A 20445-nucleotide genomic window follows, 5' to 3' on the forward strand; every position below is an offset into this window, starting at 1 on the left:
CACCGACCTGATCCGCCGGCTCCCCAAGACCGTCCTGCACGACCACCTCGACGGCGGCCTGCGTCCCGCCACCGTCGTGGAGCTTGCCGAGGCCGTCGGCCACGCCCTGCCGACCACCGATCCGGACGAGCTGGCCGCCTGGTACTTCGCGGCAGCCAACTCCGGTGACCTGGTCCGCTACATCGCCACCTTCGAGCACACCCTCGCCGTGATGCAGACCCGCGAGGGCCTGCTGCGCACCGCCGAGGAGTACGTCCTGGACCTGGCCGCGGACGGTGTCGTCTACGCCGAGGTGCGCTACGCCCCCGAGCTGAACACCACCGGCGGGCTCGCCCTCGCCGAGGTCGTCGAGACCGTCCAGGAGGGCCTGGCGGCCGGAATGGCGAAGGCGGCAGCGGCCGGCACCCCTGTCCGCGTCGGCACCCTGCTCTGCGGCATGCGCATGTTCGACCGGGTGCGCGAGGCCGCCGACCTGGCCGTCGCCTTCCGGGACGCCGGTGTCGTCGGCTTCGACATCGCCGGCGCCGAGGCCGGTTTCCCCGCCGCCGACCACCTCGGCGCCTTCGAGCACCTGCGCCGCGAGAACGTGCCCTTCACCATCCACGCCGGCGAGGCAGACGGCCTGTCCAGCATCCACCAGGCGCTCCAGATCTGCGGCGCCCAGCGCCTCGGCCACGGCGTGCGGATCACGGACGACATCGTCGACGGCAAGCTGGGCCGGCTCGCCGGCTGGGTCCGCGACCGCCGTATCGCGCTGGAGATGTGCCCGACGTCCAACCTGCAGACCGGTGCCGCCACCTCCATAGCCGAGCACCCCATCACCGCGCTGAAGGACCTCGGCTTCCGCGTCACCCTCAACACCGACAACCGTCTGGTGTCGGGCACGACGATGACGCGGGAGATGTCCCTGCTGGTGGAGCAGGCCGGCTGGACGGTCGAGGACCTGCGCACGGTCACGGTGAACGCCGTCAAGAGCGCGTTCATCCCGTTCGACGAGCGCAAGGCGCTCATCGAGGACGTCGTGCTGCCGGGCTACGCGCTCTGAAGTAGTCCGCGGACGTAGGCGGCCTGTCCGACGTGCTGGAGATCGTCGGACAGGACGCTGACCAGCCGTACCGCCAGGGTGACCGGCGGGTCCCAGCGCTCGTCGACGACGCGCTCCAGATCCTTGGCGGCCAGCTCGCGCAGCGCTGACAGGGTCTGGGCGTGGACGGCGTCGTAGTACCCGGTCAGCAGGTCACCGGAGTCGACCCGCACCTTCCCGACCTGCGCCGAGGTGTGCCCGTACCCGATGTCGTCCGGGGGCAGGTCCAGACCGAAGGCCTTCCGGAAGTCCTGGGTGAGCCATACCTGGTCGAGGCCGAAGGCGTCGGCGATGTGGTCGTCCTGGACGCGGGTGAGATGCCAGACCAGCCAGGCGATGGAGTTGGCGTCCGGGCCGGGCCGGGCGTGCAGGTCGTCAGGGGCGAGGCCCTCGACGGTGGCGTGGACTTCTTCCTGGATGCGGCTGAAACCGTCGATGAGGATGTCCTTGGCATGCATGGCTTAACCATCCCGCATAGCCGTCCCTCACGCGCCCTCTGTCTCCAGCAGCTCCATCAGCGCCCGGGCCGCCGGGCTCGTGGCCCCCGGGGGCGGCAGCAGGGCGACCGTCTCGTACACCCGCTCACCGGTGCCCTTCACCGGCAGCGCGGTCAGTGACTCCCGCTTGTGCCGGAAGTGGCGCGGTACGACGGCGATGCCGAGGTTCTCGTCCACCAGGTCCAGCAGGCTGTGCACGTCGTTGACCTCCAGGGCGACCGCCCGCCGTACGCCCGCGGCGGCGAACGCGGCATCGGTGGTGCGGCGCGGTCCCCAGTCCGGGTGGAAGTCCACGAACACTTCCCCGCCCAGCTCCTCCGGGGTGACCGCGGCCGCTGCGGAGGCGAGCCGATGGCTCGGATGGCACAGCACCGTCATGGGTTCGCTGGACAGCGGTACGGCGCGCAGCTGGTCGGTGTCCTCCTGCGCCGCACGCACGGCGAAGGCCAGGTCCAGGCGGCCGGCCGCGACCTCCTCCGCGAGCGCCCCCGAACCCGCCTGGCGCAGACAGATCTCCACGTCCGGATGGCGGCGCCGGAACGCGGCGAGCAGCCCCGCCACATGCACTCCGGCGATGCACTGCTCGGAGCCCAGCGCCAGCATCCCGCGCAGCACGCCCTGCACCGCGGCCACCGCCTCATGGGCCGACCGCACCTGCGCGAGGATCCGCTCCGCCTCGCCCAGCAGCGCCCGCCCGGCCGGCGTGAGGGTCACGCTGCGGGTGGTCCGGACGAACAGCGGCGTCTGGAGTTCCCGTTCCAGGGAGCGGATCGAGGCGGAGAGCCCCGACTGGGAGACCATGAGCCGTTCGGCGGCCCGGGTGAAATGCTGGTCCTCGGCGACCGCCACGAAGTGCTGGAGATGGCGCAGTTCCATGATTGAGAAGCGTATCCGCTGAATACCATCGGATTCTTCTGTTGGACCGATGCCCACAGGTCACGAGAGAGTGGGCAACGGTTCTCCGGGACCATGGTTCCCCCGTGCCCACCCCTCTGGAGTCGCGTTGTACACCGCACACCCCGATCGCTACGCGGACATGCCCTACCGGCGCACCGGCCGCAGTGGCCTCAAGCTTCCCGCCCTGTCCCTCGGTCTGTGGCACAACTTCGGCCCGGACCGCCCGGTCGAGACCCAGCGGGCCATCCTGCGCCGCGCCTTCGACCTCGGCGTGACGCACTTCGACCTGGCCAACAACTACGGCCCGCCGCCCGGCGCCGCCGAGTCGGCGCTCGGCGAGGCGCTGCGGGCGGACTTCGCGGCCTACCGCGACGAACTCGTCATTTCCACGAAGGCCGGATACCTGATGTGGCCGGGACCGTACGGCGAGTGGGGCTCGCGCAAGTACCTCATGTCCTCGCTCGACCAGAGCCTGCGGCGGATGGGCCTGGAGTACGTCGACATCTTCTACTCGCACCGCCCGGACCCGGAGACTCCGTTGGAGGAGACCATGGGCGCGCTGCACTCGGCCGTCCAGCAGGGCAAGGCGCTCTATGTCGGCGTCTCCAACTACTCCCCGGAGGAGACCCGGGAGGCGGCCCGGATCCTCGGTGAGCTGGGCACCCCGCTGCTGATCCACCAGCCGCGCTACTCCATGCTCGACCGCCGCCCGGAGGAGGGCCTGCTCGACACCCTGGACGAGCTGCGGATCGGCTCCATCGCCTACTCCCCGCTGGAGCAGGGCCTGCTGACCGGCCGCTATCTGAACGGCATCCCGGAGGACTCCCGGGCCGCGAGCGACAGCCCCTTCCTCAGCTCCGACGCGCTCACCGAGGACCTGGTGGCCCGGCTGCGGACCCTCGCCGACCTGGCCAAGGACCGCGGCCAGACGCTGGCCCAGATGGCGCTGGCCTGGGTCCTGCGCGGCGGCCGGGTGACCTCGGCGCTGGTCGGCGCGAGCAGCCCGCAGCAGCTGGAGGACAGCGTGGCGGCGGTCGGCAACCTGGACTTCGACGCGGAGGAGCTGTCCCGCATCGACGAGGCCGCCAAGGCCTGAGTCCGACGTGACGGCGCCCGGTGGCGGCGGACCGCCACCGGGCCCGACGGGGGTCAGTCGCCGGAGAAGCCGAAGACCCCCAGGTGGGTGGGCTCGTCGCCGGTGTACAGGAGGACGTACACGCCGGTCCAGCGCATCCTGCACTCGTCGCGGAGCGTCCCGGTGCGCCCGGGCGGGACGCCGATGGCGGCGTCGGCCTCGGCGAGCACCTGCTCGAACCGGGCGGGGGTCGGGCGACCGGTACCGAAGTGGTGGGTGAGGCGGTCGGGCGCCAGGGGGCGCAGCGTGCCGTAGTCCGCGAGCCTGCGGTCCGAGGGCGGGGCGGTGGTGTGAACGACCCGGGTGACGTCCAGGACGGAGTGGGTCCCCTCCTCGCCCATGAACTCCTCGTCCTCCCAGAGCTCGTCGAGGTTCCCGTACGTGTCGTCGTCGCCGTACAGCTCCTCGAAGACCCGCGCGTGCAAGGCCTTGAGGGAGGCCTCGACGGTCCCCGCGAACGGTGTGACGTACTCCCAGCCGCTGGCACCCATGGTGCGTTCCCCTCCCGTGTGGCAGCAGAAACCTGCCCCTATCACCTTTCGGCCATCGATCTTGGTGAATATGCCAGGAGAGTGGCCGGAAAGTCATGGTGACAGTGATTCAGTAGTGAACATACTCAATCGCAGAGGGCACTTCACCCGCAGCGAAGACCCCATCACGCACAGCAGTTGAGCCGCCCGGAACGCGAGGCCCGGCCCACAGGCGAGCGCACCACGGGGGAGTGAGACGTGCACGACGAATTCCTGTGCCATGTCACCGCATACGGCACCTGCGGCGGCCGGCGCATCGGCGTACCGCTCGGCACCTACCGAGCGCCCACCCTGGCCCTCGCCCTGTGGTGGCTGCGCGACCGGGCGGCCTGGATCGCCGAGCGGCTGGACCCGCACCCCGATGCCGAGCACTTACCGGCCGGCGCGCTCGTCCCGGTCGCCGGCACCGTGCCCGACGTGCCCGCCGTGCTGCGCGCCTGGTGCGGCGACACCGCTCAACAGGAGCTGGTGGCGGAGCAGTTGGCGGCCGGACGGCTGGTCCGTATCGCCACCCACGACGACACCACCGAGTACGAGCTGCTCGCCGAGTCGATCGACGCGCTGCGGATGCAGCGCACCAGCCGCGCCCTGGTCGTACCGGTCGCCTGATCTCCACGCCAGGCGCATAAGTGGGCTGATCGGTAGAATTCAGGCATGGCGGAGCGACCGTTCGCACCGACAGCGCCCGTTCTCGTGCTGGAGACCGAGTCGGGCTCCACCGTGATGACCCCGGGCCGCGACTACCACGTAGGACGCGACCCGCTGAGCGACATCGTCATCGACGACGCACGCGTCTCCTGGCACCACGCCGTCCTGCGCCCCAGGTCGTCCCACTGGACGCTGGAGGACGAGGGCAGCACCAACGGCACCTACACCGACGGCCGACGCGTCCGCGAGTGGGACGTGGGACCGGGCACCGTGATCCGCTTCGGCAACCCCGCCGACGGCCCTCGAGCCATCCTCCTCGGCCGACCGGAAACCGCCCCCGAGCGGCCCTCGGCCGTCTCGATGCCCGCACAGACCGGCACTTTCCGGCAGCCGACGAGCGTACGGCCGCTGCCCACCCGTACCGTCCGCATCGGCCGCGCCCCCGACAACGACCTCGTCCTGGACGACCTGGTCGTCTCCCGCTACCACGCGGAGCTGCGCGCCCTGCCCGACGGCGGCCACGAGATCGCCGACCTGGGCAGCCACAACGGCACCTTCCTCAACGGCAGCCCCGTCACCGCCGCCCCCGTGCTCCCCGGCGACGTCGTCGGCATCGGACACTCGGCGTTCTGCCTGGTCGGCGACGAGCTGCAGGAGTACGTCGACACCGGCGAGGTCTCCCTGGAGGTGCAGGACCTCACCGTCGCCGTCGACCGCGGCCGCAAGACCCTCCTCGACGACGTCTCCTTCCCGGTGGGGGAGAAGTGCCTGCTCGCGGTGGTGGGACCGAGCGGTGCCGGAAAGTCGACCCTGCTGAACGCCCTCACCGGGCAGCGGCCCGCCGACCACGGCACCGTCGTCTACGACGGCCGCGACCTCTACCGCGACTACGCCGAGCTGCGCCAGCGCATCGGCCTGGTCCCGCAGGACGACATCCTGCACTCCCAGCTCACCGTCCGCGCCGCCCTGTCCTACGCCGCCGAACTCCGCTTCCCGCAGGACACCGCCAAGGCCGAACGCCGGGCCAGGGTCGACGAGGTCATCGGAGAACTCGGTCTGGAACAGCGTGCCGGACAGCCCGTGCACAGCCTCTCCGGCGGTCAGCGCAAGCGCGTCAGCGTGGCCCTGGAACTGCTCACCAAGCCCTCCCTGCTCTTCCTGGACGAACCGACCTCCGGGCTCGACCCCGGCATGGACCGCTCGGTGATGCACATGCTGCGGGACCTGGCGGACGACGGCCGTACCGTCGTCGTCGTCACCCACAGCGTGCTCAGCCTGGACGTCTGCGACCGCCTCCTGGTCCTCGCGCCGGGCGGCCGGATCGCCTACTACGGCCCGCCCGAGGACGCCCTCGCCTTCTTCGGCTTCACCCAGTGGCCGGAGGCCTTCGAGGCCTTCGAACGCGACCAGGAGCGCGACTGGGCCGGCGACTACGCGGCCTCGCCCCAGCACCGCCGCTATGTCGCCGACGCCACGGCCCAGCCGCGGCTGCAGCGCTCCGGACCGGTCGTCATCACCCCGCCGAGCCGGCCGCGCAGCCGCGGCGCCCAGCTCGGCACGCTGATCCGCCGCTACAGCGCCGCGCTCAGCGCCGACCGCACCTTCCTCGCCATCATGATCGCCCTGCCGTTCGTGATGGGTGCCATGGCCCGCGCCCTGGCCGGCAGCGCCCTGACCCGCGACACCGCGCTGAACGCCCTGCTCATCCTGTGCGTCGGCGCGGTCCTCACCGGCGCCGCCAACGCCGTCCGCGAACTCGTCAAGGAGCGGGTGATCTACCGGCGCGAACGCGCCGTCGGCCTGTCCAGATCGGCGTACCTGATGTCGAAGGTCGTGGTGCTCGGCACGATCACCGTCCTCCAGGCCGTGGTGCTCACGCTCGTCGGCCTGCTCGGCGTCGATCTCAACGCGCCCGGCGGCGAAGGCGTGCTGCTGCCACCCCTGGTCGAGATCATCATCGCCGTCGCCCTGCTGGCGTTCACCGCGATGATGCTCGGTCTGCTGGTGTCCGCGCTGGTGCGCAAGGAAGAGGTGACGATGCCGCTGCTGGTGCTGCTGGCCATCGTCCAGGTGGTGTTCTGCGGCGCTCTGCTGAAACTCGACGGCGTGCCCGGCCTGGAACAGCTCGCCTGGCTGGTGCCCTCGCGGTGGGCGCTCGGCGCGATGGCCGGCACCATCGATCTGGCGCGGATCGTCCCCGGCGACCTGACCGGCGACCCCCTCTTCCGCCACTCGGCGGGCGTCTGGCTCCTCAACATCGGCATGCTGATCGTCCTGTCGGTGGTCTTCGGCTACGTGGTCTCCCGGCTGCTGCGCCGCCAGGAACCCGTCGTGATGCGGAAGTAGGCGCACGCCATGGCGACACCCGGATTCCGGCCCACCCACGTCGTCCCCGCCCATGGGATGCCCGCCTGGCAGGCCCCCGACCCGGCCCGGCCCACCGTCCCCCTCGACCCGCTGCTGCCGGTTCAGCTGCTCGAACGCCACGGCGACTGGGGGCACGTCCTGTGCGCCAACGGCTGGTCGGCCTGGGTCGACGGCCGCCATCTGGTCGCCGTACCCCAGGACCCGCCCACCCCCGACGCCGCCCTGGCCCGCACCGCCGACCCCCGGCCCCAGCTCGTCCGCGCCGAGCAGAACCTCGCCCGCTACCGGGCCGCGCTGGAGGATCTCGCGGCCGGCGGCCTGGACGGCGAGTCCTTCCGCGACCGCACCCGGGGACTGCGGATCGGCGTGGTCGTCGAGGGCGAGCACGTGTGGCTCTACGACACCGAGCACGGGCGCTGGGTCTACGCCGACGGGCTCCGTCTGACCACCTTCGCCACCGACGAGGCGCCCCGCGCGGCCGCCGGGGACCACGGCCACGCCGCCACCCAGGTGGTGACACCGGATGGGCCATGAGACGAGCCTCTTCTCGGGCCGCCCCTCCGAGCTGATCGGCAAGCAGATCGCCGCCTACCGCATCGAGCAGGAGATCGGCCGCGGTGGCATGGCCGTCGTCTACCGGGCCCGCGACCTGCGCCTGGACCGCACCGTCGCGCTGAAGCTGCTCGCCCCCGAACTGGCCCGCAACGACACCTTCCGCCGCCGTTTCACCCACGAGTCCCGGGCCGCCGCCGCGATCGACCACCCGCACATCGTGCCCGTTTTCGAGGCGGGCGAGACGGACGGCGTCCTGTACATCGCCATGCGCTACGTCGCCGGCAGCGACCTGCGCCACCTCCTGGACCGGCAGGGCCCCCTGGCGCCGGCGACGGCTCTGCGGATCGCCGCGCAGGTGGCGTCCGCGCTGGACGCCGCCCACGAGCACGGGCTGGTCCACCGCGACGTGAAACCAGGCAACATCCTGGTCGCCCGCGGCACCGACAGCGACCACCCCGAGCACGCTTATCTCACCGACTTCGGACTGACCAAGAAGTCGCTGTCCCTGACCGGCTTCACCACCGTCGGCCAGTTCGTCGGCACGCTGGACTACGTGGCGCCGGAACAGATCTCCGGCAAGCCGGTCGACGCCCGCTGCGACGTGTACGGCTTCGCCTGCGTCGTCCACGAGTGCCTGGCGGCGCGGCCGCCCTTCCGGCGGGACGACGACATGGCGCTGCTGTGGGCGCACCAGTACGACGAACCGCCACCGCTGACCTCGTCCCGGCCCGACCTCCCGGAAGCGGTCGACGCGGTCTTCGCCAAGGCGCTGGCCAAGAGCCCCGACGACCGGTACGACTCCTGCCTGGCCTTCGTGGCGGCGCTGCGTCTGGCCCTGCGCGGCGACCAGGAACGGGCCCACCCGCCGACCCGGGTGGACGTACGGGCCGTGGACGAGCGGGCCGAGGCACCGAAACCGCCCCCGCGGTGGGCCGAGCCGTTCTTCGGCGGGAGTTACTAGCGCGGTACCTCGCCCCGTCGGTGCACCGGCCGGGCGAGCAGGGCGCCCAGGAAGCCCGCCACCAGGCCCCACAGCAGCGCGAAGCCCAGCGCGCCCCACGTCCGCGGCTTCAGGACCAGCTCCCCGCCCAGATCGCCCCCCAGGTCGCCGATGCCGAGGACGGACAGGCCGTAGTGCGCCGAGACCTGGGCGACCAGGCAGATCATCAGGACCGTCAGCGCCAGCGCCACCGCCATCCGTACCGCGTGCTGCCACGCCCGCATACGGCGCGGGGAGCGGGCCGCCATGACGAACGCGGCGGCGAGCACCAGGACCGCGTCGACGACCACCAGCCACCACACCCGGCTGTCGTGCTCGGCGAGCGTGCTCAGGTTCAGGGCGGCGGTGTCCGAGCCGCGCAGCACCTCGTCCAGGACCCGCGGCATCGGCAGCCCGAACGGACCGTCGACGCGGCCGTCCCAGGTGGCGCCGAGGCCGATGGTGAGCGCCAGCCACACCAGGTTCGGCAGGCCGAGCAGGAGCACCGCCAGGGTCTCCGCCGCGTGGCCGCGGGTGGCGGCGACGACCAGACCGATGACGGCGCCCAGAGCGACGCAGGCCAGCAGCAGCACGACCATGGCGTACGCGGCGGGCCGTACCGCCTCCTGGAAGCGCAGCAGCCGGGGCGGCAGGGGAGCACGCCGGGACACCAGCAGCGCCAGGATCAGCACGCCCGCCAGCCACAGCAGCCCGAAGAACAGGGTGAGCGGCACGTCGGCGCGGAAGCCGACCTGGGGGGTGACGCCGAAGAGCTCGCCCAGCTCGCCGAGCGTGTCGTCGCCGAGGGAGACGGTGAAGGTCTGCCGGGCGGCCAGCGCGAGCCCGAGCAGCGCCAGCAGCCACAGCACGGCGATCCGGGCGGCCCAGCCCGCCAGCTCGCGCACCCCGGCCACCGCCCGGTGCCGCAACGGCCGCAGGAAACCGGCGGCGATCACCAGCGCGCCGACGAGGGTCACGGACAGCGGGATCACGGCGAGGCCGGCCGCGGACTCGGCGAGGCCCCCGGCGTCGCCCGACATCTCCACGGTGCCGCCGACGGCGGTCACCACGGTCGCGGCGGCGACCCTCGGGAAGGCGCCGTCCGGGAGGCCGGTCGCCCCCGCCGCCCACAGGCCGAGCACGGCGACGATCACCATCGCGAGCAGTCCGGCCAGCACGGCGACGAGGGCCTGCGGCCAGCCGTGGCGGGCCACTGCCTGGTCGGAAGGGGTGCGCATGATCACCCTGCCACGCTAAGCAGCGTCCGCCCGCCCCGCCTGCCGGGAGGGCCGTCCGCGTCGGCTTGCGCAGCGCACCGGCCCGGAGCACACAATGGTGATGATATGGAGAAGCATGGCCATTTAGGTAAAAGGCCATGAAGGTCCCATATCGGGAAGAAGGGCTCGTGAGCGCCGAACCTCCCTCCTCGGGCAGGCCCACAGGACCCCCCTCGGGACCCCTGTCGGGGCCCTCGCAGCCGCCCACCGGTCCGCCCTCCCAGCCTCCGGGGGGCAGCAGCGGCGGGCCTGCCGGTCCGCCCTCCCAGCCCCCGGGCGGCAGCAGCGGCGGCGGTCAGCCCCCGAGCACCGGGGGAAGCAGTATTCCCCCGCCGCCGGAACCCCACCGGCCGTGGTGGCGGTCCGTGCCGCGGATCGCCGTGCTCGCCACGGTGGTGGTCGCGGCCGTGGTCATCGCCCTCGTCCTGGGCCGCGGCGGCGGTGGCGGTGGCGGCGGTGGCGGCGGCACCGCAGGAGGCGGCGAGGTCTTCCTCCAGGCCGCCGGAAAGACCGGCCCCGACCCCTTCACCGAGTCCACCGCTACGGACAGCTCCGCCCCGCCGGTCACCCCCTCCCCGGCCACCGAGTCGGCCACCGGCAACACCGTCCGCGGCGTCGACGGCGCGGCGCCCGGCCTGTACGGCGGCACCCGCGAGGCCGCCAGCTGCGACGTGGAGAAGCAGATCAAGGCCCTGCAGGCGGAACCGGCGAAGAACGAGGCGTTCGCCTCCGTCGCAAGCGTCGAGCCCGCCGGCGTTCCGGCCTACCTGCGCGGCCTCACCCCCGTGCAGCTGCGCATGGACACCCGCGTCACCAACCACGGCTACCGCGACGGCAGCGCCACCCCCTACCAGGCCGTCCTCCAGAGCGGCACCGCCGTGCTCGTCGACGACCGCGGAGTGCCCCGGGTGCGCTGCGCCTGCGGCAACCCGCTGACCGAGCCGGTGGCCCAGCAGAGCACGCCGAAGACCACCGGCGACTCCTGGCCGTCCTACAAGTCCTCGAACGTCGTCGTGGTCGCGCCCGCCACCACCGTCGTCGAGGTCTTCGTCGTCTACGACCCCGACCGCGGCGACTGGTTCGAGCGGCACCCCGGTGACACCGGCGGCAAGGACCGCAAGACGGCCCCGCCCGCCGACCAGCCCTCCCCGTCGCTGACCGAGCCGCCCTCGACCTCGACGTCCTCCGGCACCACCACGGCCGCGTGTCCCGACGCGCCCGACGGGTCGGAGAACACCTGCCCGCCCACCTCGACGACGCCCTCCGGCCAGATCCAGCCGCCGACCCAGGCACCCCCGGCCTCCCAGCCCCCGTCGGAGCCGGAATCGCCCGGGACGACCACCCCCGAAGTGCCGCTGACCTCGGACACCACCGGTACGACGACCGAGTCGCAGCCGGGCGTCAGCCCGCTCTCACCGTCGATGTGACGTATCGGTCCCTTGTACGGGGGGATGTGTAGCGCGGCACTGGGTACGAGCACTCATGCAGCAGTGTCCGGCCAGGTCGGCTTCCGAGAGAGAAACGCATGATCGAACACGACGGGGCAGTGATTCCGACTGGTTTCGACGTGCCCGTGGAACCGCTCCGACGGGCGGCCCATTACACCGGTGAGCCGGGATGCATCGCCGAGGCGCGGTCCTTCGCCGCCCTCTTCCTCGGCCGGCTGCGCACCGAATGGTGCGCCGAGATCGACGACCGCGCCCAGGAAGAGGTGCTGCTGGTCGTCAGCGAGCTGGTCACCAACGCCGACCGGCACAGCAACGGGCCCTACATACTGGAGCTGGAAGGCTCCGACGCCCGGCTCGTGGTCTCCGTCTACGACAGCAGCGCCGCGCTGCCCCGCCGCTTCCCGCGGGATCCCCAGCGCATCGGCCGGCACGGTCTGGAGATCGTGCACGCGCTGGCGGGTGATGTCGCCGTCGAACGGATCCCGGTCGGCAAGCGGGTCCGCGCGGTGATCGGTTTCGGCGGGCAGTGACCCCGGACCGGGCCAACTCCCTGTTCGCCATGGGCGATTTCCCCCAGGGCGGAACGCCGAGGCCTTCCCGTCCCGGCCCGGGCTCCTAGGCTGGGAAGGTGAGCAACCAAGCGCCGAACCAAGCCCACGTCATCCCGCTGCGCCCGCCTGCGCGCCCGGAACCCTCGCCCCCGCGGTCCGCCGGACCCACCGCCCGGGAACCGCTGTGGCGGGACCTGGTCGGAGACGTCCTGCGGCGCGAACGCCTCGCCCAGGAACGCACCCTGAAGGACGTGGCCGACGCCGCCCGGATCTCCATGCCCTACCTCTCCGAGGTGGAGCGCGGCCGCAAGGAGGCCTCCTCGGAGGTCCTCGCGGCCGCCGCCCACGCCCTCGGCCTCGGCCTCGGCGACCTGCTGTCCCGGGCCCAGGGCGAACTGATCCGGCTCACCAGCCGCCACAGCCCGGTCCGCAGCCGCGGCACGGCCGGTTCGTCGTACGACGGACTCTGCCTGGCCGCCTGACGCCGCCGTCCCGGCGCCTCACACCCCGACGAGGCGCCGGCTCATCACCTGGTCGGCCAGGCCGTAGGCGACGGCCTCCTCGGCGGTGAAGACCTTGTCGCGGTCCATGTCGGCGCGCAGCGTCGCCACCTCGTGATGGGTGTGCCGGGACAGCACCTCCTCCACCTGGGCGCGGATCCGGACCATCTCCTTGGCCTGGAGCGTCAGATCGGAGACCGTGCCCTGCCGGCCGCCGCTGGCCGGCTGCCCGAGCAGCACGCGCGCGTGCTCCAGCACGGACCGCCGCCCCGGATCCCCGCCGGCCAGCAGCACGGCCGCCGTGGACGCCGCCTGTCCCACGCACACCGTGGCGATCGGCGCCTGGACGAAGGTCATCGTGTCGTAGATCGCCATGAGTGAAGTGAACGATCCGCCGGGGGAGTTGATATAGATCGAGACCTCGTTCTCGGGCGCCGCGGCCTCCAGATGGAGGAGCTGCGCGATGACGACATTGGCCACCCCGTCGTCGATCTCCGTGCCGAGGAAGATGATCCGCTCGTTCAGCAGCCGGCTGAACACATCGAAGGACCGCTCGCCCTGCGGGGTGCGCTCGATGACGTTCGGAATCGTGTAACTGCCCATGACTACAGCCCCATCCGTCGCTTCGAGGCGGCCGGGCGGACGTCGGTGAGCGACTCCACCACCCGGTCGACCAATCCGTACTCCCTGGCCTCCTCGGCCGTGAACCAGCGGTCCCGGTCGCCGTCCCGGGAGATCGTCTCCGGGCTCTGGCCGGTGTGTTCGGCGGTCAGCCGCTCGATGGTCCGCTTGGTGTGCTCCAGGTTCTCCGCCTGGATCTCGATGTCCGCGGTGGTGCCGCCGATACCGGCCGACGGCTGGTGCATCATGATCCGCGCGTTCGGCAGGGCGAAGCGCTTGCCCGCGGTGCCGACGCTCAGCAGGAACTGGCCCATGCTGGCGGCGAAGCCCATGGCGAGCGTCGACACGTCGTTCGGGATCAGCCGCATGGTGTCGTAGATGGCGAGGCCCGCGTGGACCGAGCCGCCCGGGCTGTTGATGTACAGGCAGATGTCGGTGCGCGGGTCCTCGGCGGACAGGATCAGCAGCTGCGCGCAGACCCGGTTCGCCGAGACCTCGTCGACCTGCGTGCCCAGCAGCACGATCCGCTGCCCGAGCAACTGGGCGGCGAGCTGGTCGTCGAACCGGGTGGGCGGGGTGTCGCCCTCCTCCGCCCGGGGAGCCAGTGCGGTGAGTGGAGTCATGGGATCTCCTCGTCGTGGCGTGGATGCCGTCGACTCCACTGTTGCCCGCGCAGCCTCCGCGCCGGCTGTTTCTCTGCCCGCGGCAGATCAGCCACGAGCAGAGGGCCGTCCCCGAGTGACGGGAGGCAGCCGTTGCGGCGGGCTGCCGGCGCTCAGCGGCCGGCTCGGCGCGCGCCCGGCGTGGGGGGTGGATAGCGTGTGGAACCGGACCGGAAAGCCCGGAAAGCCCGATTTCGGAGAGGCCGCAGTCATGGCCGTACAGCCAGAGGGAACCCCCTGTTGGGCCGACGCGATGTTCACCGACGTCGAGGGGGCCAAGAGCTTCTACGGCGCTGTCCTCGGCTGGACCTTCGGCGAGGCGTCGACGGAGTTCGGCAGCTACACGCAGGCCTACGCGGACGGCAAGGCGGTCGCCGCCGTCGTCCCGCCCATGCCCGGACAGGACGGCCCGTCCCAGTGGTGCCTCTACTTCGCGTCCCCGGACGCCGCCACCACCGCCGGCCGGATCCGCGACAACGGCGGCGAGGTGCTGATGGAGCCGATGCGGGTCGGCGACCTGGGCACCATGTGCCTGGGCCGCGATCCGAGCGGCGTCGTCTTCGGCGTCTGGCAGGCCGGGGAGCACGAGGGCTTCGAGGCGGCCCCCGAGCAGCCCGGCGCGTTCTGCTGGGCCGAGGTCTTCACCCGGGAGGCGGAGAAGTCCGACGCGTTCTTCCCCGCCGTCTTCCCCGCGTACACCGCCCAGCAGATGGAGGAGGACGGGGTCGACTTCCGGCTGTTCAACATCCGCGAGACCGCCGTCCTCGGCCGGATGAGGATGACCGAGGAGTTCCCGCCCGAGATCCCGGCCTACATCAACGTCTACTTCACCGTCGCCGACTGCGACGAGGCCGTGGCGAAGGCCACCGAGCTCGGCGGGGTCCTGCGGTTCGGGCCCATGGACACGCCCTTCGGCCGGTTCGCCGCGCTCAGTGACCCGCAGGGCGCGCACTTCTCCGTGCTCGACACCACCACCACCGAGGGCGAGATGCCCAAGCTCACCGACGTCTGACCGGGCGGGCACCGGTCACCGCCTTGGCCCATGGCATGATCGGCGCATGCGTGAACGAGTAGTGGCCGCGTGCGACGGGGCTTCGAAGGGAAACCCCGGGCCCGCGGCCTGGGCCTGGGTGGTCGCCGACGAAACGGAGACCCCGGCCCGCTGGGAAGCCGGACCGCTCGGCAAGGCCACCAACAACGTCGCCGAACTCACGGCGCTGGAGCGCCTGTTGGCGGCGACCGACCCCGAGGTGCCGCTGGAGGTCCGGATGGACTCCCAGTACGCGATGAAGGCCGTCACCACCTGGCTGCCGGGCTGGAAGCGCAACGGCTGGAAGACCTCGGCCGGCAAGCCGGTCGCCAACCAGGAGCTCGTCGTACGCATCGACGAGCTCCTGGCCGGCCGTTCCGTCGAATTCCGCTATGTGCCCGCTCACCAGGTCGACGGCGACAAGCTCAACGACTTCGCCGACCGGGCCGCGAGCCAGGCGGCCATCGTCCAGGAGCCCGCGGGCAGCGGCCTCGGCTCGCCCGAGCCGCCGCCCGCCCCGGACGCCCCCGCCAAGGCGCCGCGCCGCTCCACGGCCAAGAAGAGCGGCGGCGGCTCCTCCGCGCGCACCATCAAGGCGAAGTTCCCCGGCCGCTGTCTATGCGGCCGTTCCTACGCCGCGGGCGAGCCCATCGCCAAGAACGCGCAGGGCTGGGGCCACCCGGAGTGCCGGACGGAAGCGGCGGGGTAGCTCAGGCGGTCACACCACGGCGCCGCGCCAGCTGCCGGTCGCCCGGCCGCGGTCCTCGATGAACGACTTGAAGCGCTCGAGGTCGCCCTTGGCCTGGCGCTTCACGAACCCGAGCTTGTCGCCGACCTTCTCGGTGAGGGTGTCGGGGTGGAAGTCCATCTGGAGCATCACCTTGGTGTGCTCCTCGTCGAGCCGGTGGAAGGTCACCACACCCGCCTGATGGGCCTGGCCGCCGACCGTGGTCCAGGCGACCCGCTCGTCCGGGATCTGCTCGGTGATCTCCGCGTCGAACTCCCGCTGCACCCCGTCGACCTTCGTCACCCAGTGCGTGAGCGTGTCGGTGCGCTGCTCGATGCGCTCCACCCCGCTCATGAACTCGGGAAACGACTCGAACTGGGTCCACTGGTTGTACGCGGTGTGGACCGGGACGCCGACCTCGATGGATTCCTCGACCTTTGACATGAGTCGCCCTTCCTTGGTCTGTGTACGGTTCCCGGCACGGGTTACCGCGTGCCCTGGGGACAAACCGCTGGAAGGGTGACTCGGTTCACGGCTCAGGCCGCGTCAAAGGTGTAGTGCGGTGTGTGGTCCAGCAGGTCGGCGGGCCGCACGTCGTTCCACGGCTTCATCGTGTCGCCGAGGTCGACGACATCGGGGGTGCCCGCCGCCGGGAGGTAGCCGGAGCCGGGGTGGCGGCGCTGCCAGTCCGCCCAGAGCTTGTCGATGTAGGCGTGATGCAGCCAGAACACCGGGTCGTTGGGCGAGACCCCGGTGGCCATCTGCCCGCCCACCCACACATGGACCCGGTTGTGCAGATTGACCCCGCGCCACCCCTCCAGATGGTTGCGGAACCCGTCCGAGCCGCTGTTCCAGGGCGCCATGTCGTATGTCGCCATGGCCAGCACGGAGTCCACCTCGGCTCGCGTCGGCAGCGGTCGGCCACCGCCGCCGAGGGCCCGGCGCAGATAAGTCCGGCCGTCTATCCGGACGTTCAGGGGCCAGTTGCCGGTGGCGACGGCGAAGGGGCCATCCATCACCCGGCCGTCCAGGCTCCGGCCGGTGCCGCCGAGGAAGTCCGGCGCCCACAGCGAGGCACGCGCCGTGCGGTCGGCGGTCCAGTCCCAGTAGGGCAGCGCGACCGAGGGGTCCACCGCCTGCAGGGCGCGCTCGAAGTCGAGCAGGAATCTGCGGTGCCAGGGCAGGAAGGAGGGCGAACGGTGGCCCGTGCGCTCGCCGTTGTCCGTGTCGGCCACGATGAAGGCGTTGTGCGTGGTGACGAACTCGTCGTAGCGGCCGGTGCGCTTGAGCTCCAGGACGGCGGCGACGAAGCGGCGCTTCTCGTCGGCGGTCAGGGTCGCCTGGTTCTTGCGGACGGTCATGTGCGAGGGCTCCCGGAAGCGCTGGAGGGGCAGGTGGGTCGGCGGATCACTGGGCAGGTCGCCGGGCGGCTCGGTCGGCCGCTCGGCCGGTCGCTCGGTCGGTGGCTCACGTGGTGGGGAACGGCAGGAGCGCGGCGCCCTGGAGCTCGTCCACCGCGGCCCGGGCCGCGGCGCGCGGGGTGGTCACCGGGTCGTAGTGGCTGACGACGCTGATCCAGGTGCCGTCGGCGTTGCGCATGACGTGCAGCTCCACCCCGTCGACGAACACGGCGTAACCGGCGCCGTGGTCGTGGTGCCCGCCGCCCGAGCGGGCCCGGCCCTGTATCCGGCGGCCCTTGTAGACCTCGTCGAAGGGTGCGGGGGAGGAGCCGGGGTGGTGGCCGGCCGCCCCGGCGGGGGCGGCGAGCGTGGCGGCTCCGGAGGCGGCGGCGAGGGCGGCCGCCGCGGTGAGCGCGCGGCGACGGCTGAGGTCCGGCATACGGAATCTCCCAAAGTGGGACGGCTGTTGACGCCGTATGCCTATCGGGAGGGACGAGACCTGGTGAAATCCCTCGGGAGTGGTTGGCTGCGATCCGGACAATTACCCACATGTCGTGCAAGGTTGAACCAGGATGATCTTGCTGCCCGGGGAGTGGACCGACCTCCGGAACGGGCAATTCCTTCTGCCGGGGACCCTGATTCGGGTGATCTTTCGCGGACGGCCGGGGAGCCGGTGGCGTGGGTCACGCCGGGAAAGTGACGCGATCCGGAAGCGGGGCCGAGTGCGATCCCACTGCTACTCTCCGTCTCGAAATGATTGCATTGAGTGACTTCAAGGGGTGCGCGTGAAGGTCGTCTGCGTCGGAGGCGGGCCCGCGGGCCTGTACCTCTCGATCCTGCTCAAGCTGCAGGACCCGTCCCACGACATCACCGTCCACGAGCGCGACGCGGAGGGCTCCACGTACGGCTGGGGCGTCACCTACTGGCGCGGACTGCTCGACCGGCTGACCGCGCACGACCCCGAATCGGCGCGCGCCATCACCGACAACTCGGTCAGCTGGAGCGAAGGAGTCGCCCGGGTAGGGAACCTGACCACCCGTCGGCCGGGCGACGAGGGCTTCGGCATCGGCCGCCACCGGCTGCTCGAACTCCTCGCCGCCCGCGCCCGCTCGCTCGGCGTGCGACTGGAGTACGGGCACGAGATCGACCCGGCCGCCGGGCTCCCCGAAGCCGACCTGGTCGTCGCGAGCGACGGAGTCCACAGCGCGCTGCGCACCCACCACGCCGCCCACTTCGGCAGCGAGCTGCGGCCCGGCCGCAACCACTATGTCTGGCTCGGCACCACCAAGGTCTTCGACACCTTCACCTTCGCCTTCGTGGAGACCGACCACGGCTGGATCTGGGCCTACGGCTACGGCTTCGGCCCCGACCGCAGCACCTGCGTCGTGGAATGCGCCCCCGACACCTTCACCGGGCTCGGCCTCGACCGCGCCGACGAGGCGGAGAGCCTCGCCCTGCTGGAGAAGCTGTTCGCCGACATCCTCGACGGCCACGCCCTGATCGGCCGGTCACCGGCCGACGGCAGCTCACCCTGGCTGAACTTCCGCACCCTCACCAACCGCACCTGGTACCGCGACAACCTCGTCCTGCTCGGCGACGCCGCCCACACCACCCACTACTCCATCGGCGCCGGCACCACCCTCGCCCTGGAGGACTCCCTCGCCCTGGCCGGCGCCCTGCGCGAGCACACCGACCTGCCGCGTGCGCTCGCCCGGTACGAACGGGAGCGCAAGCAGGCGCTGCTCCCCCTCCAGAGCGCGGCCCGCTACAGCGCCCAGTGGTACGAGGACCTGCCCCGCTACATCCATCTGCCGCCCGAGCACATGTTCGCCCTCCTCGGCCAGCGCCACTCGCCCTTGCTGCCGTACGTGCCGCCCCAGCTGTACTACCGCCTCGACAAGGCGGCCGGACAGCTCGAGGCGCTGCGCCGGTTCAAGCGCTGGCTGGGTCCCAAGGTCGCCCGCACGGTCCACGCCAGGACGCTGACCTCGCGCAAGTAGCCCGATAGGCGCCCCCTCCTCAGGGGCGCGCGTGACGTCGGCCTTCAAGACCCCGTCGTGGTCTTGAAGGCCGACTTTGTCGTATGGGGTGGGTGCGGTGACGTGTTTCCCACCTCTCCTTTCATGTCTGTTTCTGATGGAAACTGGCGCCTTCCGTGCCGACAGCATGAGTTGACGCGCCCACGGCAAGCGCTTACTTTTCGGGGAAAGCGCTTGCATCGCCGCGGCCGGGCTCTTCCGGACGCACAGCGCCCAGAGCCGCACATGTTCCGCGCCCCGCCGCCACATCAGCGCAGAGCCGCAAGCAAGCCGCAGTAGCGCACCCCTGCAGAGCCGCAAGCCGCACCCCGTCCCGCCCCGTCGGCGGCATGGGCCGGTCCGGCCTGCCCGCGCAACGCCGCAAGGACCGGAGAAGCAGGAAAGCCGGAGAAAGGGACACCCCGTCATGCGTCTGCTCACCCCACGATCCGCCGGACCGTCGCGCTTACCCGTCCGTCCGCCGTCGCCCGTCCGGCGCCGTACGGCACGGGCCGCCCTCGCCGCTCTCGCCGCCGTCCTGGTAGGTCTCACGCCCACCGCCACCGCCACCGCCGCCCCGGAGAGCGCCACCGCCACCGCCGACGGCTTCGCCTCCGTCAGCGCGCTCGGGCAGAACGGCACCACCGGCGGCGCGGGCGGTCCCGTCGTCACCGCCGCCACCACGGCTCAGTTCCTGGACTACATCTCCCGCCCCGGCCCGCTGACCGTGCAGGTCAGCGGCACGATCACGCTGCCGACCGGCTCCACCGACGGCATGCATCCGGTGGCCTCCGACAAGACGATCGTCGGGCTCGGCGGCAGCGCCCGCATCACCGGCGGCGGACTGCACATCGGCCTCCCGGTGAGCGACTCCGTCACCTCACCGCCCGCGAACGCCGTGCACAACATCATCATCCGCAACCTGCGGTTCGACGGCGCGAGCGACGACCTGATCAACATCCAGATGTTCTCCCACCACATCTGGATCGACCACAACGACTTCTCCAACGGCGACGACGGCGCCGTCGACATCAAGCGCGGCTCCGACTACGTCACCGTCTCCTGGAACCGCTTCCACGACCACGACAAGACCCTGCTGCTCGGCCACGACGACGACAACGGCGCCCAGGACCGGGGCCGGCTGCGCGTCACGTACCACCACAACTACTTCGACGCCTCCGACCAGCGCAATCCACGCGTCCGCTTCGGCGATCCGGTGCACGTCTACAACAACTACTACCGCGACAACAGCTACGGCGTGGCCTCCGCCATGGACGCCGGGGTGGTGCTGGAGGGCAACTACTTCTTCAGCGTCAACAACCCCGCGCGCGTGGACTTCAGCGGTGACCTCGGCCGTCTCGTCGCGCGCGACAACATCCTCGTCGACTGCAACCACGCGATCGAGACCCGGGGTTCGGTGACCGAGCCGCGCACGTACTACGCGTACACCCCCCACCGGGCCGCCGAGGTGCCGACCGTCGTCCCGGCCGGCGCCGGCGCCGGAAAGATCTGAGGGGGC

Annotated in this window: 23 protein-coding genes; 14 read left to right on the plus strand and 9 right to left on the minus strand. The window is 71.7% G+C overall.

Going from position 1 to position 20445, the window contains the following annotated elements:
• The coding region (locus M8H82_RS31195; protein ID WP_250078446.1) for an adenosine deaminase at positions 1-1045 on the plus strand (1045 nt) is incomplete at its 5' end.
• Here M8H82_RS31195 and M8H82_RS31200 read toward each other — a convergent pair.
• Positions 1033-1542 carry a DUF664 domain-containing protein gene (locus M8H82_RS31200; RefSeq protein WP_250078447.1) on the minus strand — a complete coding sequence of 170 codons (510 nt, stop codon included), beginning with the start codon at positions 1540-1542 and terminating at the stop codon, positions 1033-1035. The genes M8H82_RS31195 and M8H82_RS31200 overlap by 13 nt on opposite strands.
• A 27-nt stretch (positions 1543-1569) precedes the next feature.
• Complete coding sequence (locus M8H82_RS31205; protein WP_250078448.1) at positions 1570-2457, minus strand: LysR family transcriptional regulator; 888 nt, start codon at positions 2455-2457, stop codon at positions 1570-1572.
• Positions 2458-2584: 127 nt separating this feature from the next.
• Between M8H82_RS31205 and mgrA the strand changes: the two genes are divergently transcribed.
• The gene (gene mgrA / locus M8H82_RS31210; protein ID WP_284049576.1) at positions 2585-3574 is read left to right on the plus strand and encodes an L-glyceraldehyde 3-phosphate reductase; all 990 of its coding nucleotides are present in this window, start codon (positions 2585-2587) and stop codon (positions 3572-3574) included.
• A gap of 53 nt (positions 3575-3627) precedes the next feature.
• Here the strand turns inward: mgrA and M8H82_RS31215 are convergent, their stop codons facing one another.
• Positions 3628-4104 (minus strand): hypothetical protein, encoded by a 477-nt coding sequence (locus tag M8H82_RS31215; protein WP_250078449.1) that lies wholly within the window; start codon positions 4102-4104, stop codon positions 3628-3630.
• A 237-nt stretch (positions 4105-4341) separates the two neighbouring features.
• Here M8H82_RS31215 and M8H82_RS31220 point away from each other — a divergent pair, with 237 nt between their 5' ends.
• From M8H82_RS31220 to M8H82_RS31235, 4 genes are read left to right on the plus strand one after another with little or no spacing between them, the layout of a single operon-like run.
• Positions 4342-4752 carry a hypothetical protein gene (locus M8H82_RS31220; RefSeq protein WP_250078450.1) on the plus strand — a complete coding sequence of 137 codons (411 nt, stop codon included), beginning with the start codon at positions 4342-4344 and terminating at the stop codon, positions 4750-4752.
• 45 nt (positions 4753-4797) lie between these two features.
• A complete protein-coding gene (locus tag M8H82_RS31225; RefSeq protein ID WP_250078451.1) occupies positions 4798-7137 on the plus strand; it encodes an FHA domain-containing protein in 2340 nt (779 codons plus the stop codon).
• A gap of 9 nt (positions 7138-7146) precedes the next feature.
• Positions 7147-7692 carry a hypothetical protein gene (locus M8H82_RS31230; RefSeq protein WP_250078452.1) on the plus strand — a complete coding sequence of 182 codons (546 nt, stop codon included), beginning with the start codon at positions 7147-7149 and terminating at the stop codon, positions 7690-7692.
• Positions 7682-8674, plus strand: coding sequence for a serine/threonine-protein kinase (locus M8H82_RS31235; RefSeq protein WP_250078453.1), 993 nt, complete (start codon positions 7682-7684; stop codon positions 8672-8674). Before M8H82_RS31230 ends, M8H82_RS31235 begins: the two co-directional genes overlap by 11 nt.
• Here M8H82_RS31235 and M8H82_RS31240 read toward each other — a convergent pair.
• Positions 8671-9930 carry a streptophobe family protein gene (locus M8H82_RS31240; RefSeq protein ID WP_250078454.1) on the minus strand — a complete coding sequence of 420 codons (1260 nt, stop codon included), beginning with the start codon at positions 9928-9930 and terminating at the stop codon, positions 8671-8673. The two genes, M8H82_RS31235 and M8H82_RS31240, sit on opposite strands and share 4 nt — an antisense overlap.
• Before the next feature lie 167 nt (positions 9931-10097).
• On the opposite strand from M8H82_RS31240, the gene M8H82_RS31245 reads away from it, so the two are divergent.
• From M8H82_RS31245 to M8H82_RS31255, 4 genes are all read left to right on the plus strand, one after another.
• Positions 10098-11396 carry a DUF6777 domain-containing protein gene (locus M8H82_RS31245; protein ID WP_250078455.1) on the plus strand — a complete coding sequence of 433 codons (1299 nt, stop codon included), beginning with the start codon at positions 10098-10100 and terminating at the stop codon, positions 11394-11396.
• A gap of 12 nt (positions 11397-11408) precedes the next feature.
• Complete coding sequence (locus M8H82_RS36850) at positions 11409-11498, plus strand: putative cross-wall-targeting lipoprotein signal domain-containing proteiin (protein ID WP_351981397.1); 90 nt, start codon at positions 11409-11411, stop codon at positions 11496-11498.
• Positions 11495-11947 carry an ATP-binding protein gene (locus tag M8H82_RS31250; protein WP_250078456.1) on the plus strand — a complete coding sequence of 151 codons (453 nt, stop codon included), beginning with the start codon at positions 11495-11497 and terminating at the stop codon, positions 11945-11947. Before M8H82_RS36850 ends, M8H82_RS31250 begins: the two co-directional genes overlap by 4 nt.
• A 98-nt stretch (positions 11948-12045) precedes the next feature.
• Positions 12046-12450 carry a helix-turn-helix transcriptional regulator gene (locus M8H82_RS31255; protein WP_308293294.1) on the plus strand — a complete coding sequence of 135 codons (405 nt, stop codon included), beginning with the start codon at positions 12046-12048 and terminating at the stop codon, positions 12448-12450.
• An 18-nt stretch (positions 12451-12468) separates the two neighbouring features.
• On the opposite strand, the gene M8H82_RS31260 is transcribed toward M8H82_RS31255, so the two are convergent.
• Together M8H82_RS31260 and M8H82_RS31265 are read right to left on the minus strand one after the other, a co-directional pair.
• A complete protein-coding gene (locus tag M8H82_RS31260) occupies positions 12469-13071 on the minus strand; it encodes a ClpP family protease (protein WP_250078457.1) in 603 nt (200 codons plus the stop codon).
• A 2-nt stretch (positions 13072-13073) separates the two neighbouring features.
• The gene (locus M8H82_RS31265) at positions 13074-13712 is read right to left on the minus strand and encodes an ATP-dependent Clp protease proteolytic subunit (RefSeq protein ID WP_250078458.1); all 639 of its coding nucleotides are present in this window, start codon (positions 13710-13712) and stop codon (positions 13074-13076) included.
• Between the two features lie 250 nt (positions 13713-13962).
• Between M8H82_RS31265 and M8H82_RS31270 the strand changes: the two genes are divergently transcribed.
• A complete protein-coding gene (locus M8H82_RS31270) occupies positions 13963-14763 on the plus strand; it encodes a VOC family protein (protein WP_250078459.1) in 801 nt (266 codons plus the stop codon).
• 46 nt (positions 14764-14809) lie between these two features.
• On the plus strand, positions 14810-15490 hold the full coding sequence (locus M8H82_RS31275; protein ID WP_250078460.1) for a ribonuclease H: 681 nt from the start codon (positions 14810-14812) through the stop codon (positions 15488-15490).
• A gap of 9 nt (positions 15491-15499) precedes the next feature.
• On the opposite strand, the gene M8H82_RS31280 is transcribed toward M8H82_RS31275, so the two are convergent.
• The 3 genes from M8H82_RS31280 to M8H82_RS31290 form a co-directional block, all read right to left on the minus strand.
• A complete protein-coding gene (locus M8H82_RS31280; RefSeq protein WP_250078461.1) occupies positions 15500-15952 on the minus strand; it encodes an SRPBCC family protein in 453 nt (150 codons plus the stop codon).
• 92 nt (positions 15953-16044) lie between these two features.
• Complete coding sequence (locus M8H82_RS31285) at positions 16045-16869, minus strand: tyrosinase family protein (protein ID WP_250078462.1); 825 nt, start codon at positions 16867-16869, stop codon at positions 16045-16047.
• Between the two features lie 106 nt (positions 16870-16975).
• The gene (locus M8H82_RS31290) at positions 16976-17347 is read right to left on the minus strand and encodes a tyrosinase cofactor (protein ID WP_250078463.1); all 372 of its coding nucleotides are present in this window, start codon (positions 17345-17347) and stop codon (positions 16976-16978) included.
• Between the two features lie 340 nt (positions 17348-17687).
• Here M8H82_RS31290 and M8H82_RS31295 point away from each other — a divergent pair, with 340 nt between their 5' ends.
• Together M8H82_RS31295 and M8H82_RS31300 are read left to right on the plus strand one after the other, a co-directional pair.
• A complete protein-coding gene (locus M8H82_RS31295; protein ID WP_250078464.1) occupies positions 17688-18908 on the plus strand; it encodes an FAD-dependent monooxygenase in 1221 nt (406 codons plus the stop codon).
• Between the two features lie 445 nt (positions 18909-19353).
• On the plus strand, positions 19354-20439 hold the full coding sequence (locus M8H82_RS31300; RefSeq protein ID WP_250078465.1) for a polysaccharide lyase family 1 protein: 1086 nt from the start codon (positions 19354-19356) through the stop codon (positions 20437-20439).
• Positions 20440-20445: the final 6 nt, after the last annotated feature.

It is taken from the genome of Streptomyces sp. YS415, from assembly GCF_023544665.1.
GTDB lineage: Bacteria > Actinomycetota > Actinomycetes > Streptomycetales > Streptomycetaceae > Streptomyces.